Origin of the sequence: Micromonospora sp. NPDC049836 (assembly GCF_044465125.1) — a bacterium.
Lineage (GTDB): Bacteria > Actinomycetota > Actinomycetes > Mycobacteriales > Micromonosporaceae > Micromonospora.
The window spans coordinates 184,331-201,627 of sequence record NZ_JBITLH010000002.1; the positions used below are offsets into that span (position 1 = coordinate 184,331).

16 protein-coding genes are annotated in these 17,297 nt (G+C 77.0%); 2 read left to right on the top strand and 14 right to left on the bottom strand.

The genetic code is table 11. The features are described 5' to 3' along the window. Positions 1-44: 44 nt before the first annotated feature. The 10 genes from ACIBPB_RS05365 to ACIBPB_RS05410 all read right to left on the bottom strand — a co-directional run bounded on the left by ACIBPB_RS05365 (position 45) and on the right by ACIBPB_RS05410 (position 11,121). Entirely contained in the window at positions 45-1,052 is a 1,008-nt protein-coding gene (locus tag ACIBPB_RS05365; protein ID WP_396838337.1) for a hypothetical protein, read from the bottom strand. A 150-nt stretch (positions 1,053-1,202) separates the two neighbouring features. Further along, complete coding sequence (locus tag ACIBPB_RS05370) at positions 1,203-4,121, bottom strand: AAA family ATPase (protein ID WP_396838338.1); 2,919 nt, start codon at positions 4,119-4,121, stop codon at positions 1,203-1,205. Positions 4,122-4,669: 548 nt separating this feature from the next. Then, on the bottom strand, positions 4,670-5,380 hold the full coding sequence (locus ACIBPB_RS05375) for an SDR family NAD(P)-dependent oxidoreductase (protein ID WP_396838339.1): 711 nt from the start codon (positions 5,378-5,380) through the stop codon (positions 4,670-4,672). 34 nt (positions 5,381-5,414) lie between these two features. Next, positions 5,415-6,110: a dihydrofolate reductase family protein gene (locus tag ACIBPB_RS05380; RefSeq protein WP_357326554.1), complete on the bottom strand. Its 696-nt coding sequence runs from the start codon at positions 6,108-6,110 to the stop codon at positions 5,415-5,417. Further along, a complete protein-coding gene (gene ribA, locus ACIBPB_RS05385; RefSeq protein WP_396838340.1) occupies positions 6,107-6,760 on the bottom strand; it encodes a GTP cyclohydrolase II in 654 nt (217 codons plus the stop codon). Before ribA ends, ACIBPB_RS05380 begins: the two co-directional genes overlap by 4 nt. Positions 6,761-6,830: 70 nt before the next feature. Then, positions 6,831-7,796, bottom strand: a complete 966-nt coding sequence (locus tag ACIBPB_RS05390) for a lysylphosphatidylglycerol synthase domain-containing protein (protein ID WP_396838821.1) — start codon at positions 7,794-7,796, stop codon at positions 6,831-6,833. A 95-nt stretch (positions 7,797-7,891) separates the two neighbouring features. Beyond that, positions 7,892-8,701: an SAM-dependent methyltransferase gene (locus ACIBPB_RS05395; protein WP_396838341.1), complete on the bottom strand. Its 810-nt coding sequence runs from the start codon at positions 8,699-8,701 to the stop codon at positions 7,892-7,894. After that, positions 8,698-9,735, bottom strand: coding sequence for a glycosyltransferase family 4 protein (locus ACIBPB_RS05400; protein ID WP_396838342.1), 1,038 nt, complete (start codon positions 9,733-9,735; stop codon positions 8,698-8,700). The genes ACIBPB_RS05395 and ACIBPB_RS05400 overlap by 4 nt, the downstream gene beginning before the upstream one ends. Positions 9,736-9,741: 6 nt before the next feature. Further along, on the bottom strand, positions 9,742-10,140 hold the full coding sequence (locus tag ACIBPB_RS05405) for a 6-pyruvoyl trahydropterin synthase family protein (protein ID WP_396838343.1): 399 nt from the start codon (positions 10,138-10,140) through the stop codon (positions 9,742-9,744). A gap of 3 nt (positions 10,141-10,143) precedes the next feature. Continuing rightward, on the bottom strand, positions 10,144-11,121 hold the full coding sequence (locus ACIBPB_RS05410; RefSeq protein WP_396838344.1) for a dehydrogenase: 978 nt from the start codon (positions 11,119-11,121) through the stop codon (positions 10,144-10,146). A 93-nt stretch (positions 11,122-11,214) separates the two neighbouring features. Between ACIBPB_RS05410 and ACIBPB_RS05415 the strand changes: the two genes are divergently transcribed. Next, entirely contained in the window at positions 11,215-12,162 is a 948-nt protein-coding gene (locus ACIBPB_RS05415; RefSeq protein ID WP_396838345.1) for a CDP-alcohol phosphatidyltransferase family protein, read from the top strand. 45 nt (positions 12,163-12,207) lie between these two features. Continuing rightward, complete coding sequence (locus ACIBPB_RS05420) at positions 12,208-14,280, top strand: sulfatase (RefSeq protein WP_396838346.1); 2,073 nt, start codon at positions 12,208-12,210, stop codon at positions 14,278-14,280. Between the two features lie 15 nt (positions 14,281-14,295). Here ACIBPB_RS05420 and ACIBPB_RS05425 read toward each other — a convergent pair whose 3' ends face one another. The 4 genes from ACIBPB_RS05425 to modA form a co-directional block, all read right to left on the bottom strand. Continuing rightward, positions 14,296-14,580 carry a hypothetical protein gene (locus tag ACIBPB_RS05425; RefSeq protein WP_396838347.1) on the bottom strand — a complete coding sequence of 95 codons (285 nt, stop codon included), beginning with the start codon at positions 14,578-14,580 and terminating at the stop codon, positions 14,296-14,298. Positions 14,581-14,674: 94 nt separating this feature from the next. Then, entirely contained in the window at positions 14,675-15,754 is a 1,080-nt protein-coding gene (locus tag ACIBPB_RS05430) for an ABC transporter ATP-binding protein (protein WP_396838823.1), read from the bottom strand. After that, the gene (locus ACIBPB_RS05435) at positions 15,736-16,527 is read right to left on the bottom strand and encodes an ABC transporter permease (protein WP_396838348.1); all 792 of its coding nucleotides are present in this window, start codon (positions 16,525-16,527) and stop codon (positions 15,736-15,738) included. Before ACIBPB_RS05435 ends, ACIBPB_RS05430 begins: the two co-directional genes overlap by 19 nt. Then, positions 16,524-17,294 (bottom strand): molybdate ABC transporter substrate-binding protein, encoded by a 771-nt coding sequence (gene modA / locus ACIBPB_RS05440; protein WP_396838825.1) that lies wholly within the window; start codon positions 17,292-17,294, stop codon positions 16,524-16,526. Before modA ends, ACIBPB_RS05435 begins: the two co-directional genes overlap by 4 nt. Between the last annotated feature and the right edge of the window lie 3 nt (positions 17,295-17,297).

Below are 17,297 nucleotides of genomic sequence, written 5' to 3' on the forward strand. Positions count from 1 at the left end.
CGGTTTCTGCCGTCGGCATCCGGGGCGGCCGGCGGACGGCACGGTCAGCCGGCGACGGCGGTCAGCGCGGTGTCGTTGAGCCCCAGCACCGCGGTGCCCGTGGTCTGCGCCGGTACGAGCAGCAGGAAGGTCTCCACCCGGGTGACCCGGATCGTCTTCCCGCGCAACGCCGTGCGCTGCCCGGTGGCGATCAGGTCCGGGCTCTGCGGCACCATCTGCACGGTGGCCGGGCCGCCGGGCGCGGGACGCAGCGTGTCGGTGGCGTGGATGGTCAGGAAGGCCAGCGTGCCGGCCGGCACCGTGACGGCGCAGTCGGACCACTCCGCCCGGTCCATCGTCCGTTTCACCGTCGCACCGGCACCGGCCAACTGCTGCCCGTAGACCTCCCAGCCGCCGGCGAACTGGTTGTCGAGCAGCGGGCTCGACGCGACCAGCGCGCGGTTGCTCGTCGTCGACCCGATGCTGCGGGCGAACACCTCGGCGGCGAGGGCCCGGCGGCTGGTCTCGTCCAGTGCCGCGCCGCCGGACGTCGCCGGTCGGCCGGCGATGCTCCGTGCGGTCACCAGGGCGGGCTGGGCGACCTGGACGTTGTGGCTGAGCTTCCACTGCCCGTCCGGCCCGAGCACGAACTGGCTCACGTCGGTGGGTGCCAGCTCCGAACCGGCGATCCGGAGCGTGGCGGTGGCGAGGAAGCAGCCCGGCTCGGCCGGCGGCAGCGCGAAGACCGGGTTGATGTGCTGGAACGCCGGCTGCGGGCGCTGGTTGTGGGCGGCCCGCCGGGCCGCGGCGATGCTGAGCTGCAGGGAGGGCGGCACCTCCTGGGTACGCAACGCCTCGACGTCCCCGGCGACGGAGGCGGCGGAGTCGGCCTGGTCGAAGGCGGTGAGCACCAGGGCGGCCCGGTCCGGACCGAAGGCGGACGTCGCGCCGGGCGCCGGGGCGGCCGCGTCGACCGGCTGGCCGCCGCAGCCCGCCAGCGCGAGCAGCACCGCCACGGTGGCCGCGGACCGCCGGGCCGGCACGAGATCTCGCGGGATCCTGCTGCCCACCATCTCGTCCTCCGTCCATCGCCGGTAGCGGGATTCGCGCCCGGTGCCGTCGAGTATGTGAGCCGACGTCGGGTCCCGCCGGTGGCGGTGCGGCCTCGTGCTGTCCGGCCCGTCGGCGTTGCACGCGACGACGACATCCGGCTCGGGTCGGCGTCACCGATCCGTGTCATCGAGCCGGGCCACCCAGGCGACCAGACCCGACCGGGAGGCCACCCCCGCCTTGCGGTAGATCCGGGTCAGGTGCGCCTCCACCGTGCGCGGGCTGATGTTCAGCTGCCGGCCGATCAGCCGGCTGGTCGCCCCGGTCGCGGTCAGCCGCGCGATGTGCCACTCCCGGTCGGTCAGGGTGGCGACCGCGCGCGGGCCGATCGGACGGGCCAGTCGCAGGCCGACCCGTTCGGTCCCGCACCGGACGGCCAGTTCCAGCGCCTGCCGACGGGCGCGGGCGGCCGGCCCGGCCCGGTCGGCGGCCTCGGCGGCGCGGGTCAGCGAGGCCAGCGCCAGGCTGCGCCGCAGCACCAGCCCACCGGCGCGGAAGAGGTCGACCGCCGCCTCCAGGCGGGGCAGCGCCGCCACCACCTCACCGCGGGCGAGCAGCACCTCCCCGTACGCCGACTCGGCGAAGCCCCGCTGTCCGGGCAGGCCGAGCCGCTCCGCCTCGGCCATCGCCAGCCGCGCCTGCCGCTCGGCGTCGGCCGGCTCCCCGGCGGCGAGGGCGGCCGCGCAGAGCAGCTCGTACCACAGTGGTCGGAGGGTGGCCTGCAGGCCGGTCAGCCGGGCGTCGCCGCCCGCCCCGCGCAGCAGCTCCACACAGGTCGCCGGGTCCCCGGCCAGCAGCGCCGCGGTCGCCAGCGCGGTGGCGGCGGTACGACCGGACCAGCTGGCGCGGTCGCCGGTGAGCTCGACGGCGCTGCGGGCCAGCGCCACCGCCCGTTCGTCGTCGCGCAGGCCGCCACGCCACGCGGTCGCCTCCGCCTCGCTGGCCAGCGCGACGCTCAGCAGGTCACGGCTGCCGATCCGCCGGGCGACGATGCCCGCCTCGGTGGCCAGCTCGATGGCGCTGGCGAGCTGGCCACTGTGGTAGGCCACCCGGCTGCGGCCGAGCAGCAGCTGGCACAGGCCGTCGTCGCGGTGGGCCGCGCGGACGAGGGCCAGGCCCCGGTCGAGGTGCCGCACCGCGTCGGCCTGCCGTTCGAGGTGCAGTTCGGTCAGGCCGAGCGCGGCCAGACAGTCCGGGTGGTCCCGCACGTCCCGGTCCGGCAGCGAGTCGACGATCCGGCTGCCGGCGTCGAGCAGGTCCCGGGCCAGGTTGAGTGCGCCGTCGTGCGTGGCGGCCAGGCTCCGGACGGCCAGCAGGCCGGCGCGGTCCACACCCGATCCGTTCGGGTCGCCGGTGAGCGCGTCGGGGGGTGGTCCGTCCGGGTCCTCGATGAGCCCGCCGGCCGGCGGGGGCACGGGGTTCCCCGCCAGGATGCCGGCGGCGCCGAGTTCGGTGGCGAGCCGGTAGCCGCCGGCGACCCCCGTGCCGGGCGGTAGCGCGGCCAACTCGCGCCGGCTGATCGCCTGTGCCTCCGCGTAGTTGCCGAGCAGGCGTTCCACCCGGGCCCACAGGGCGACCGCCCGGGCCCGTCGGCCCTCCCCGTCGGCGGGGAAGAGCGGCACGATCTCCTGGAGCAGCGCCCTGCTCTCGGCGAGGTTGCCCGCCTCGCCGGTGATCCGGGCCAGGGCCAGCGAGACGTCCTGCCGGCGCCGGGTCGGGGCGGTGGTGGGACGCAACGCCCGCAGGGCCACCCGCAGCCAGCGGATGGCCAGGTCGGGTGCCTCCCGGCAGATCTCCTGGGCGGCCCGGCAGAGCACGTCGACGCAGCGTTCGGCCCAGCCGCCGTGCGGCAGGTCCAGCAGCCGCTCCGCGTAGCGGGCCCGGTCCGCCGGCGGCGCCCCCCGCTCGACCAGCGCGGTGAGCGCCCGCCCGTAGGCCGCCACCCGCCACGCCGGGTCCGTGTCCTGGGCGACCGCCAGCCGCAGCACCGGGTGTCGGAACGCGAACCGTCCGCCGCCCGGTACCCGGCGGATCAGGTCGCGCCGGGCCAACCGCCAACCGGATTCGGCCGCCGACGCGGCCGGCACCTGCGCGACCGGGGCGAGCAGGTCCGCGTCGAACGGGACGTCGAAGACGGCCGCGGCGCGCAGACAGGCCAGGTCGACCGCCGGCAGATCCACCCATTCCCGGCGCAGGGCCGCGATCGCCGGGGCGGCGAGCTGGCCGCCGGAGGGATCGTGGATCGGGTCGCCGCGATCCGGGCCGGTGCCGGGATCGCCACCCGGCAACGCCAGCAGATAGCCGGGGTTGCCGCCGGTCAGGTCGTACCGCGCCGCCAGCTCCGCCGGGTCGCGGGTCGGCCGCAGGCGGGCCGTCTCGGCGAGGCTGAGCGGCCCGAGCTCGATCCGGTCGTGTACCCGCGGGTCGGCCCCGGCGCGCTCGTCGGGAGGTCCGAACGGCATCGGGGTGGCCATCTGCCGGGGCCGGTAGACCAGCACCAGCAGCAGCGGGGCGGGCACCGGATAGCGCAGCAGGTGGGCGATCAGGCCGGTGGAGGAGGCGTCGGCCCACTGCAGGTCGTCGAGGATGAGCACCAGCCCGTCCCGGGCGGCCCGGCCGATCAGTCGGCGCGCCGACTGGTAGATCCCGAACCGACGGGCGTCCGAGGATCGCGCCGGCGCCGGCGGCACCATCACCTCCGGCTCGGCCCAGACCTCCCGGGCCAGCCGTCCGGTGCCCGGCCCGGTTCGCGGGGGACGCCCCGCCGAGAGGGCGTGCCGGAACACGTGGAAGGGCACTCCGCGCTCGTCCGGAGCGCAGCTCCCGACGACCTGGGGGACGGCCGGGACGCACCGCCTCAGCGCCTCGTGGACGAACCGGGTCTTGCCGATGCCCGGCTCCCCCACCACCTCACAGGCCAGTTGCCGGCCGCCGGCCAACACCGCTGCGTGGGCGCTCGCGACCCGCGCCAACTGTGGTCGCCGCCCGGCGAAGCAGGGGCCTGCCGGCGCATTGTCCGGCCCAGATGTCATCACGCAGATCAAGACGCTTTCCGGCACACTCCAATGGGGATTGCAGGCACTATACCGGGATGCCGAGGAAAGGCGAAGAATCGGCGCGACGAATGATGAATCAGCTGGTCAAGAGGTGAGGGCGAAAATCTATTCCGGCATCGCACCACAACCCACAGATACGAACCGGTCACCGAACAGATGCAGCGATCCGCCCATCTCCCCACAAAAGGCGCCGACCAGTGGCGTTCACGGCCCACGTGCGGCACCGAACGGTCGAACCGGAATTGCGCCGCGCGGCAGCACCGGACAAGGACGGCCGAAATCAGCGCGGCCCCGTCCGGGCGGCCCTCGATAATGGCGCACACCCAATATCTGCGACATCCATTCCGGTCAAGACGTCAATTGCAGAATGGCACCGTACGGACGACGACGAACACCCGGCCGCCGGCGCCGGCCGACCGGACGGACGACGGCCGACCGGGGCGGACGGAGGACCGCCGACACGAACGGGTGGCGCCGCCCCGGCCCGACGGTGGAGGGGCGCGGGGCAGCCGCCGGGCTGTTGCTCACCAGGGCAGCCGACCAGCGGCGCTGAAGAAGCCTCCCGTCGGGCCGGTGGGACCGAGCTGCGCCAGCTGGGCGATGATCCGGGCACCCTGCTCCACCGTCTGGTGTCCGGCCGAGCCGTTGAGGTCCGTGGCGGTGAAGCCGGGCTCGACGGCGTTGATCCTGATCGTCGGGTACGCCTTCGCGAACTGGACGGTGACCATGTTCAGCGCGGTCTTGGAGGCCGGGTAGGCCACGCCCGGGTAGGCGTAGCCGGGCTCGCCCGGGGTTGTCGCGCGGTACAGCGAGGCGAGGCCGCTGCTCACGTTCACCACCACGGGAGCCGCGGACCGGCTGAGGAGCGGGAGAAAGGCGTGGAGCATCCGCACCACGCCGACGACGTTCGTCGCGAAGGTGTGCGCCATCAGGTCCGCCGTCACCCCCGAGGCATCCGTGACGGTGCCGTCCGCACCCCACTCCGGCGCGATCCCGGCGTTGTTGACCAGGACGTCCAAGCCGCCGTCGGCCGCGATGGAGCGCGCCGCGGCGGCTACCGAGGCGTCGTCGGTGACATCCACCCGCACGACCCGGGCGCCGACCGTCGCAGCAGCCAGCCGTCCCCGCTCGAGGTCCCGGCTGCCGAGGTAGACGGTGTGGCCGGCGGCCGTCAGTTGCCGGGCGGTCTCCAGCCCCAGGCCCTTGTTCGCGCCCGTGATCAGTGTGGTCGTCATGCCGCGCACGCTAGCTTTCCGAGCGTGCTCGACGTCAACGCCGGGCGTCGCAGCGGTCGGAGAGGGCGTAGCGGGTGAGCACCACGTCGTCGATCTGGCGCACCTCGAGCACCCGGGCGCGCCGGCCCGCGTGCCACGGATAGCTGCCCTCGCCGACGAAGCGCGGCGCCCGCCGGTCACCGACGAAGAACGGCGCCACCACCAGGTGCAACTCGTCGGCTAGGCCGGCGGTCAGGAACTGGCAGTGCAGGCTGCCGCCTCCCTCCACCATCAACCGCCGGACACCCCGCGCGGCCAGGTCGGCCAGGACCGCCTCCGGGGTGACCGGGTCACCGGCGTCGACCACGGTGGCCACGTCACCCACCCGCTCGTGGGTCTTCTCCACCACCCCGCTGAGGCAGTAGACCAGCTTCGGCCCGTCGCCGAAGGTGAAGAACCGGGCGGTCGGGTCGAGGTCGCCGCTGCCGGTGACGGTGACCTTGGCCGGCGACGGGGGCAGGCCGCGGGCCACCCGCTCGGCCCGCCGCCGCTCGGCACGGATCAGCAGCCGCGGATCGTCCCGGCGGACCGTGGCGGCGCCGACCAGGATCGCGTCGCAGGCGGCGCGGACGTCGTCGACCCGGTCCAGGTCGGCCTCGTTGGAGAGCAGCAGCCGCTCGGTCGACGCGTCGTCGATGTAGCCGTCGATCGACATCGCGCAGCTGAGCAGCACGTACGGTCGCGCGCTCACGGCACGAAGGGCAGGTCGAGGGCGTGGTCGGCGCGGGTCACCTTGGCCGCGAGGTAGTGCGCGTTCGCCGGGGACAGGTGCACCCCGGTCGACACCCGGTCGACCACCGTCACGCCCAGCAGGTCCAGCTGCGCCGCCTTGTCCGGGTTGTTGCTGAGCAGCGCCACCCGGGTCACGCCCAGCGCCGCCAGCATCTGCGCGGCCACCGTGTAGTCGCGCTCGTCGGCGCCCCGGCCCAGCGCCTCGTTCGCCTCGTAGGTGTCCAGCCCGCCGTCCTGCAGGGCGTACGCGTCGAGCTTGGCGTAGAGGCCGATGCCGCGGCCCTCCTGGCGCAGGTAGAGCAGGTAGCCCCCGGCCTCGGCGATCCGCTCGACCGCCTCGCGCAACTGCGGGCCGCAGTCGCAGCGCTGGCTGCCGAAGACGTCCCCGGTCAGGCACTCGCTGTGCGGGCGGACCAGCGGCGGGGGCAGGTCGGCCGCCGGCCGGTCCCCGGCGGTCACCCGGTCGCCCAGCCCGAACGCAAGGTGCTCGCGGCCGTCCACCAGACCGTGGAAGGTGTAGACCCGGGCGCTGGTCAGGTATCCGTCGGGGAAGCGCAGCGGGACCGTCACCTGGGTCCGGATCGTCGCCGTGGGCAGTGTTTCGTCCATCCGTTCTCCTCCGTCCGGGGCTGCCGGACGGGCCGGCAACGCACACCTCGCCTCCTCACCGTATTCCGGATCACCGACACTCGCCGGACCGTACGGTGGGCCACCGCCGGGCCAGCAGCATCGCCGCGCCGGGCAGGCTGGCGACCAGGACCAGGGCCCCGTACACGGTGCCGGTGGCGACCCCCTGGCCGGCGGTGAGCCCGGCGGCGGCGAACGCCCACGCCGCGACCCCCTCGCGCGGCCCGAAACCGGCGACGTTCGCCGGCAGCCCCATGGCGAGCAATGCCAGCAGGGTCAGCGGCAGCAGCCGGGACAGCGGCGCGTCCGCGCCCGCGGTGCGCGCCGCGACCAGGAAGGTGGCCAGGTGGCCGGCGACCACCACCGCCGAGGCCACCAGCACGCCCAGCCAGGCGCGGCGGGCCAGCAGCCCGGCCCGGATGTCCGACACCGCGGTCCGCACCGCGCGCGCCCACCGGGACGCCCCCGAGCGGGGGGCCACCCGGACCAGCAGCGCCAGCCCGAGCGCCGCCACGCCCAGCGCGGCCGCCAGCGCCGGCAGGTACGGCCGGACCGGGGAGGGCAGCACGGCCAGCAGCGCGAGGGCGATGCCGAGCTGGACCACCTGCCCCGCGGTCCGTTCCCAGAGCACGGCCCGGACACCCCGGGCGACGTCCCCGGCGTCCCGGCCGTGGCGCACCGCCCGGTGCACGTCGCCGAGCACCCCGCCGGGGAGGGTGGAGTTGAGGAAGACCGCCCGGTAGCAGTGCGCCACCGCGGTGGCCAGCGGCAGGCGTACGCCCAGCCCGCCGGCGACCAGGGACCAGCGCCAGGCGCAGCAGACCGTGGTGAGCGCGCCGATGCCGAGCGCGGCGGCCAGCGCGGGCGGGTCGATCAGCCGCAGCCCGGCCAGGAACGGCCCGGCGCCCACCGACCAGACCAGCGCGGCGAGGACCGCGAGCCCGCCGAGCAGCCGTACCCACGGCCAGGCCGACCGGGCCGGCGCGGGCCCGCCCGCCGGTCGCGTCGGGCCGGCCACGGCGGGGACGGTGCCGATGGGGACGGCGACGGTGGCGTGTGACAAGTGGTCCTCCCGGGGTCCACCCGATGTCACGTGTCAGAGCGCCGCGCGGTTCACCCCGCCAGGAGATCGTCGTGGTGCAGCACCACCCGCAGCCCGCCGGCCGCCGCCTGCGCCAACCGCCGCCGCCGGTACGCCTCGGCCGCCGTTGCCAGGTCCGGCCGCTCCTCGACGGCCGCGTCCAGCCAGCCGGCCAGCCATTCCGCGGTCAGCGCCGCCTGCTCCGGGCCGAGCCGCCACGGGCTGGACCGGACGGCCACGTCGATGCCCCGGCGGCGGAAGGCCGCCGCCGCGACCCGCGCCGCGTCCGGGCCGAGCAGGGTGCGGCCGGCCACGGTGCGGCGCTGGTGCGCGTTGAACGCGGCGGTGAACCCGGCGTCGAGCGGGTCGGCGGGGGTGAACTCCACCCGGCCGACCACCGAGAGCGCGAAGAGGGTGGGGTGACCGGCGCAGGCCGCCACCACCCGTTCGACCTCCCCGGCGGTGAGCATGTCCAGCAGGGCGGAGGCGGTGACCAGGTGGGCGTCGGCCAGGTCGGCGTCGGCCAGCCGGGTGATGTCGGAGCCCCGGGCCTGCACGGTGACCGGGCCGCCGTCGGCGGCGAGCACCGGCTCGGCGGCGGCCAGCGCGAGCAGGTCGGGGTCCCGCTCGTGCAGCACCCAACGCTGCGGGCCGGGCAGCCGGGGCGCCAGCCAGCGGGCCATCGAGCCGGTGCCGCTGCCCAGGTCGTGCACCACGACGGGCCGGCCGGCGGGCAGCCGGCGACGGACCGCGTCCACCAGGTCGGCCGACCGGGCGGCCGCGTCCGCCGGCTCGCGCAGCCGCAGCCAGTCGGCGAAGTCCGGGGGTAGCTGGGTGGTCATGCCGCTGTCGCCTCCTTCAGGGCCGCCGCCAGCCGTTGCGCGGTGACCGTCCAGCCGGTGAGGGTGTCCCGCCGGTGCCGGGCCGCGCGCCGCAGTCGGGCCCGCAGGGCCGGGTCGGTGAGCCAGGCGCGCAGCGCGGCGGCCAGGGCCGCCGGGTCCCCGGCCGGCACGAGCAGGCCCGGGCGGGTGCCGTCCGGGGCCCATCCGAGCGTGTCGGGCAGGCCGCCGGTGTCGCTGCCCAGCACCGGCACGCCGCGGGCCAGGGCCTCCGTTACCACCATCCCGTACGTCTCCTGCCGGGACGGCAGAATCAGCAGGTCCGCCGCGGCGTACGCGGCGTCCAGTGCCGCCCCGGTGAGCGGGCCGGGCAGCCGGACCCGGTCGGCCAGGCCGGTGCCGGCGAGCCGCCCGGCCAGCCGCGCCACGAAGGCCGGCTCGCGGGTGGGCGAGCCCACCCAGTCGCAGCGCCACGGCAGGTCGGCGACCTCGGCGAGGGCGGCGGCGAGCACGTCGTGGCCCTTGACCGGGGTGACCGCGGCGACGCAGAGCAGCCGGCCGCCGTCGGGCGAACCGGGCGCGAGCGGCGCCGGGTCCACGCCGGGGGCGGCGACCGTCACCCGGGCGGCGGCCAGCGGGTACCGGTCGAGCAGCCGGCGGCGGGTCCACTCGCTGGTGGCCACCACGGCGGTCGCGCCGGCCAGGGCGCGCGCCTCCACGTCGTCGTCGCGGGGCAGGTGCACCAGCACCACGAGGCGCAGCCGGCGCGCGTGCGGGGCCAGCACCTCCGGCACGGTGGACGCGACCAGCCCGTCGAGCAGGACCAGCGCCCCCGCCGGCAGCCCGGCGAGCAGGCCGGCGAGCGCGGCCCGCTCCCCCGCCCCCGGGTACGGCCAGCCGCCCGGCACCGGGTGCTCCCGCACGGTCCAGCCCAACGCGGCCAGGCCCCGGCAGGCCCGCCGGTCGTAGCTGTTGCCGCCGCTGGGGGTGGCCGGGTCGTCGATGTCGCCCGGCAGCACCACGTGGACGACGGTCATCGACGGCTACAGAGTCCGCTCGTAGCTGGCCCAGGCCACGTGCGACTCGTGCAGCGTCACGGTGATCCCGGCGAGGCCGCGGGCGCCCACGCCGAGCCGGCCCGCGTGCACCGCCTCGGCGAGCCGGTCGGCCACCGTGCGGGCCAGCACCTCGGTGGTGGTGTTCACCCCGGCGAAGGCCGGCTCGTCGTCCAGGTTGCGGTAGGTCAGCTCGCCGAGGACGGCCTTGAGCTGCTCGGTGGCCAGGCCGATGTCGACCACGACGCCGTCGGCGTCGAGGTCCGGCCGGCGGAAGGTGGCGTCGACGACGAACGTGGCGCCGTGCAACCGCTGGGCGGGGCCGAACACCTCGCCGCGGAAACTGTGGGCGACCATCATGTGGTCCCGGACGGTGACGCTGAACACGGATCACTCCTCGTCGTAGGTGATGAGGTGGCAGAGCGCGGGCAGCCGGCCCGAGGCGAGCCGGTCGAGCACGTCGGGCAGGTCGGCGAAGCGGGACCGGCCGGTGAGCAACGCGTCGAACGCCGGGTCGGCGAGCAGGTCCAGGGCCAGCGCCAGCCGGTCGGCGTAGCTGCGGTCGGCCCGCCGCGGCGACACGGTGCCGACCTGGCTGCTGCGGATGCCGAGCCGCCGGGCGTGGAAGGCCCCGCCGAGGGTGAGCGCGACCGGGCGGTCGCCGTACCAGCTCAACTCCAGCACCGTCCCCTCCGGGCGGAGCAGGTCCAGCCCGCGTTGCAGCCCCTCGGCGGTGGCGCTCGCGTGCACCACCAGGTCCCGGTCGCCGGTCGCGTCGGCGGGCAGCGCGAAATCGACGCCGAGCGCCGCGGCCACCCGGGCCCGGGCCGGGTCGGCGTCGACGAGCTGGACCCGTACCCCCGGGAACCGGGCCAGCAGGGCGGCCACCGAGCAGCCGACCATGCCGCCGCCGATCACGGTGACCCGGTCGCCGACCAGGGGCGCGGCGTCCCAGAGCGCGTTCACCGCGGTCTCCACGGTGCCGGCCAGCACCGCGCGGGCCGCCGGCACCTGCTCGGGTACGACCACCACGGCGGCGGCCGGCACCACGTACGCGGTCTGGTGCGGGTGCAGGCAGAAGACGGTCCGCCCGCGCAGCTCCTCCGGTCCCTGCTCGACGGTGCCGACGCTGAGGTAGCCGTACTTCACCGGGGCCGGGAAGTCGCCCTCCTGGAACGGGGCGCGCATGGTGGCGTACTGGTCGGCGGGGACCCGTCCGGTGAAGACCAGCGTCTCGGTGCCCCGGCTGACCCCCGAGTAGCGGGTGCGGACCAGCACCTCGTCGGGGCCGGGCGCGGGCAGCTCGACGGGACGCAGCTCGCCCTGGCCGGGGGCGCGGAGCCAGAAGGCGCGGGCGACGCCGGTCACGATTTTCTCCTCTTTTCCGCATCAGACCGAACCGAACGGGCAGTTTCCCCGTAGTGAGAGCACAGGGTTGTCGATCATAGACACGGAGGCAGGGTGTCCACCGTTCGAACGGGCCCGTTGCTCGGGCTGATCCTCCAGTCTGCCCTGCTGGCCGGCCTCGCCGGCACGGTGGGGCTCGGCGTGGCGGGCTGGCTCGCCGGCCTCGCGTACGCCGGGGTGCTCGGCGCGCTGCTGCGGCGCGGCCTGCGGGCCGCCGGCGCGGACCGGCTCGGCCCGGCCGACCGGGTGACGCTGACCCGCGCCCTGCTGATCGGCGGGGTGCTGGCGCTGGCGCTGACCCCCGGCCCGGCGCCGGCGGTGGTGCTGGTCCCGCTCACCGCCGTGGCGCTGGCCCTGGACGCCGTCGACGGCCTGGTGGCCCGCCGCACCGGCACGGCCAGCCCGCTGGGCGCCCGCTTCGACATGGAGGTCGACGCGTTCCTGCTCCTGCTGCTCAGCGCGCACCTGGTGCCGGCCGTCGGCGGCTGGGTGCTGGCCGTCGGCGGGATGCGGTACGCCTTCGTCGCGGCCGGCTGGCTGCTGCCCTGGCTGCGGCGACCGCTGCCGCCCCGGTTCTGGCGCAAGGTGGCGGCGGCGGCGCAGGGCGTGGTGCTCGTGGTGGTCGCGAGCGGGTTGCTGCCCCCGGTGGCCGCCGTCGTCCTGGTCGCCGGCGCGCTGGCGCTGCTGGTCGAGTCGTTCGGGCACGACGTGGCCTGGCTGTGGCGGCGCCGGCCGGTCACCTCCGGCGCCCCGGCCGCCGTCCCGGCCCGTGCCCCGGCCGCCGCCCCGGCCGCCGCCCTGGCCGCCGTCTCGGCCGCCGTCCCGGCCCGTGCCCCGGCCGCCGTCCCGGCCGGCACCCTCGGTGCCCGCCCGGCCCGGGGTGCCCCCGCCGCCGCGCCGCCCGCCCGGATCGTGCTCGAACCCACCGGTCGGCCGGCCCGGCCGACCGGTCCGGTGGCCCGGCCGCTGCCGGTCCGGGCCCGCGCCCACCAGCCCGTCTAGCCCGTGCCACCCGTGCCCTCCCCGCCCTCGCCGAAGGACCCCGCCGTGTCACGTCCCGCCCGCCGCCACCGCCCCGCCGCGACCCCACCGGCCGACCCTCCCACCGACCCCGCCCCCGACGTCTCTGCCCCGGACGTCTCCGCCCCGGACCGCCCCGCCGAGCGCCCGCCGACCGACGCTCCCGCCGCCCGTACCCCCGACCGCCCGGCCGAGCGCCCGCCGGCCGACGCGCCCGCCGCCCGTACCCCCGACCGCCCCGCCGAGCGCCCGCCGACCGACGCGCCCGACGTCCCCGACCGCCCGCCGGCCGACACCCCGGGCGCGCCGGACGCCCGCACCGGGTCGCCGCCGATCGACGCCGGCGCGGTCACCGACCCCACGCCGCACCCGGCGGCCCCGGACCCCGCCGCACCCGGCCCACAGCCGGCACCGACCCCACCGCCGGCCACAACGGCGCAGCCGGCGGCGGTCGCAGCGTCGGCCGGGACGCCGTCGCGGGCCCGCCGGGTCGCCGCCGCGGTCCTCACCGGGCTCGCCGCGCTGCTGGTGCTGGCGGCGCTGGCGCTGCCCGACCAGCTGAGCCGGATCGGTCCGGCCGCGGTGCTGCGCATCCCGGTGGAGGCGCTGGTGGCGGTGGCGGTGCTGCTCGCCCTGCCGGCCCGCGCCCGCCGGCCGGTCGCCGCGCTGACCGGTCTGCTGCTCGGCCTGCTCACCGTGCTGCGACTGCTGGACATGGGCTTCTTCGTGGCCCGGGACCGGCCGTTCGACGTGCTGCTCGACTGGGCGCTCTTCGACGACGGGTTCGGCTACCTCACCGACTCCTCCGGCCGGGCCGCCGCGGTCGCCGCCGCCGCCGGTGCGGTGCTGCTCACCGCCGGCCTGCTCGTCCTGGTCACCCTGGCGGCGCTGCGGCTGACCCGGCTGCTGGCCCGGCGCCGGCGGACGTCGGCGCGGGTGGTGGCCGCCCTCGCGGTGCTCTGGCTCGGCTGCGCGGCCCTCGGGGTACGGGTCGGGCCCGACGTGCCGGTCGCCGACCGGCAGGCGAGCGCCCTGGTCGCGGCGCACGTCGGGCAGGTCCGCGCCGGGCTGCGGGACCGGGTGGTGTTCGCCGGGCAGGCGGCCACCGACGCGTACCGCAACGTGCCGGGCGACCAGTTGCTGACCGGGCTGCGCGGCAAGGACGTGCTGGTCGCGTTCGTGGAGAGCTACGGCCGGGACGCCGTCACCGACCCGGCGCTCGCCCCGGGCGTGACGGCGGTGCTCGACGACGGCTACCGGCGACTGCGCGCGGCCGGGTTCGACGCCCGCACCGGCTACCTCACCTCACCCACCTTCGGCGGCGGAAGCTGGCTGGCCCACGCCACCCTGCTCTCCGGCCTGTGGATCGACAACGACCAGCGCCACCGCGATCTGCTGGCCGGCAACCGGCTCACCCTCAACGGGGCGTTCCACCGGGCCGGCTGGCAGACCGTCGGCGTGCTGCCCGCGGCCACCCAGCCCTGGCCGGAGGGCAGGTTCTTCGGCTACGACCGCTACTACGACGCCGCGCGGCTGGCCTACCGGGGGCCGACGTTCAGCTACGCGCCGATGCCCGACCAGTTCACCCTGGCGACCTTCCAGCGCCTCGAACGGTCCCGGCCGCACCCGCCGCTGATGGCGGAGATCCCGCTGGTGTCCAGCCACTCCCCCTGGTCGGCGATCCCGAAGCCGGTGCCGTGGGACGCGGTCGGCGACGGGTCGATCTTCCACGAGGCGGCGACCCGCACCGGGGGCGGCCGGGACGTGGTCCAGCGCGGCAACGACCAGATCCGCGCCGACTACGCGCACGCGATCGAGTACTCGGTCGGCACGCTGATCTCGTACCTGCTGACCTACGGCGGGGACGATCTCGTGCTGGTCTTCCTCGGCGACCACCAGCCCACCACGACGGTCACCGGCGCGGGGGCCAGCCGGGACGTACCGATCACGGTGGTGGCCGGGGATCCGAAGGTGCTGGACCGGATCGCCGGTTGGGGCTGGCAGGACGGGCTGCGGCCCGGCCCGCAGACCCCGGCGTGGCGGATGGACACCTTCCGGGACCGCTTCCTCACCGCGTTCGGCCCCGCCCCGGGCCACTGACCCGGCGGCGGGTGCTCAGGCGGCCTTGCGACGGCGGCGGGAGCGGGGGCGCGGGGCCGCGGCGGGGACGGGCTCCTCGGCCGGGGCGCCGGAGCGGGCCAGGTCCATCGCGCGGCGGGCGTCGGTCAGGGTGTCGCAGGGCGCGTCCTGGCCGCCGCAGAGCAGGCTGGGACAGTGGCCCGTCTCGTCCGGCTGGTGGGCGGCGGCCACGTCGTACGCCGTCCGCCAGAGCAGCGGGTCGGTCACGTCGTCCGGGAGCACAGCCTCCTGGCTGGACCGGACCTGGGTGGTGTCGGGCACCCCGTTCCCCTCTCCTCGTCGCTCCCCTGTTCACTGACCAGGTGGGGCAGAGTCAAACCTTCCTCACCTACCAACGAGCGTCCAGCGACCTGCGTCACGCCGGGTAGGCCCGGGTCTCGGCCGCCTTCACCGCCGCCCAGACCCGCTGCCCGGGGCGCAGCCGCAACTGGGCGGCCGCGGCGGGGGTGACGTCGGCGGCCACCGCGACCGGGCCGGCGAGTTGGACGCGGAGGTTGTCGCCGTGCCGCTGCACGCCGGTCACCGTGGCCGGCCAGACGTTGCGCGGGCTGCCGTCGGGGCGACCGGGGTGCAGCGCCACGGCGGCCGGCGGGAAGGCGACGAAGGCGTCCCCGTGCACGCTGTCCGCCGCGGTGAGGGTGAGCCCGCCGACGGTGACCGAGCGCCCGTCGGCGCGGCCCCGGTGCAGGTTCAGCCCGACCAGCCGGGCCACGTAGTCGGTGCGCGGCCGGGCGGTGACGGTCGCCGCGTCGCCCTCCTGCACGACCCGCCCCTGTTCGACGATGACCAGCCGGTCGGCGAGCACCAGCGCGTCGAGCGGGTCGTGGGTGACCAGCAGGGTGGCGCCGGCGTGCGCGCCGAGGTGGCGCTGGAGTTCGGCGCGGGTGTCCAGCCGGGTGCGGGCGTCGAGCGCGGCCAGCGGCTCGTCGAGCAGCAGCAGGGTGGGCTCCACGGCGAGGGCCCGGGCCAGGGCGACCCGCTGGGCCTGCCCGCCGGAGAGCTGGCGCGGCCGGTCCCGGGCCTGCCCGCCCAGCCCCACCCGGTCCAGCCACGCCTGGGCCCGGGCCCGGGCGGCTCGCCGGTCGGCGCCCCGCCGGCGGGGCCCGAACGCCACGTTGTCCAGCGCGCTGAGGTGCGGGAAGAGCAGGTAGTCCTGGAAGACCACGCCCACCGGCCGCCGCTCGGGCGGAACCCACCGCCGCCGCTCGGGGTGGTCCAGGTCGGTGCCGCCGAGGGTGAGGTGGCCGGCGCTGAGCGGGTGCAGCCCGGCGAGGGCGCGCAGCGCGGTGGTCTTGCCGGCGCCGTTCGGCCCGAGCAGGGCGACCACCTCGCCGGCGGCGATCCGCAGCCGGACGTCGAGGTGGAAGGCGCCCCGGTCGGCGACCAGGTGCGCGTCGAGCAGCGGCGACGGGGCGGTCACGTGGTGCCGAGCCAGCGGTCGCGCAGCCCGGCGAGGATGGCCACGGAGACGGTGAGCAGGATCAGGCTGAGCACGATGGCCGCCTGGAGGTCGGTCTCCAGGGCCAGGTAGACGGCGAGCGGCATGGTCTGGGTGCGGCCCGGATAGTTGCCGGCGAAGGTGATGGTCGCGCCGAACTCGCCGAGCGCCCGCGCCCAGCAGAGCACCGCGCCGGCCGCCACGCCGGGGGCGACCAGCGGCAGCGTGACCCGGGTGAAGGTGGTCCAGCGGCCGGCGCCGAGGGTCGCCGCCGCCTCCTCGTACCGGCGGTCGGCGCCGCGCAGCGCGCCCTCGACGGCGATGACCAGGAAGGGCATGGCGACGAACGCCTCGGCGAGCACCACCCCGGCGGTGGTGAACGGCAGGGTGACCCCGAAGGTGGCGTCCAGCCAGGAGCCGAGCAGCCCGCGCCGGCCGAAGACCAGCAGCAGCGCCACCCCACCGACCACCGGTGGCAGCACCAGCGGCACGGTGATCAGGGCGCGGACCAGCCGCCGGCCGGGGAACTCGACCCGGGCCAGCAGCCATGCCAGGGGTACGCCGAGCACGACGCAGAGCACCGTGGCGGCGGTCGCGGTCTCCAGCGACAGCCGCAGCGCGGTGCGTACGCCCGGCTCGGCCAGCCGCCGGGGCAGGCTGGTCCACGGCGCGCGGGCCAGCAGCCCGACCAGCGGCAGGACGAGGAAGAGCAGCCCGAGGCCGGCGGGGAGCAGCAGGGCCAGCGGCACCCGCTGGCGGCGACGGCTCACCGGCCCTGCGGCGCCTGGAACCCGGCGGCGGTGAGCACGGCCAGGCCGGCGGCGGAGCGGACGTGGTCGACGAACGCCTGGGCGCCGTCCGGGTTGCCGGCGTGCTTCAGCACCACGACCGGGTAGTCGTTGACCGCCCGCGCGGACTCGGGGAACTCGACGGCGTCGACGTCGCCGGCGGCGGAGCGGGCGTCGGTGCGGTAGACCAGGGCGGCGTCGGCCTCGCCGAGCCGGACCTTGGCGAGCGCGCCCTTGACGTCCCGTTCCAGGGTGGCCGGGGTGAGCCGGACGCCGGCCGCGCCGAGCACGGCCTGCGCCGCCGCCCCGCAGGGGACCTGCTCGGCACAGAGCGCGATCTTGACTCCCGGGCCGGCCAGGTCGGCGAGGCCGGCCACCCGGCCCGGGTTGCCCGCCGGCACGGCGATGACCAGCTGGTTGCGGACCAGGACGACCGGCTCGCCGGCGGCGTCGCCCGCGTCGGTGACGGTCCTCATGGTGGCCGGGGAGGCGGCGACGAAGACGTCGGCCGGCGCGCCCTGGGTGATCTGGGTGGCCAGCGCGGAGCTGCCGGCGAAGTTGACGGTCACCGTGGTGCCGGGGTGCGCGGCCTCGAAGTCCCGGCCCAGCCTCGTGAAGGACTCGGTGAGCGAGGCCGCGGCGAACACGGTCACCCGGCCGCCCGCGTCCCCGGCGGCCGGCTCGCCGGCGCCGCCGCAGCCGGCCAGGCCCAGGGCGAGCGCGGCCGTCGCGGCGAGGGCGGCCCGGATCCA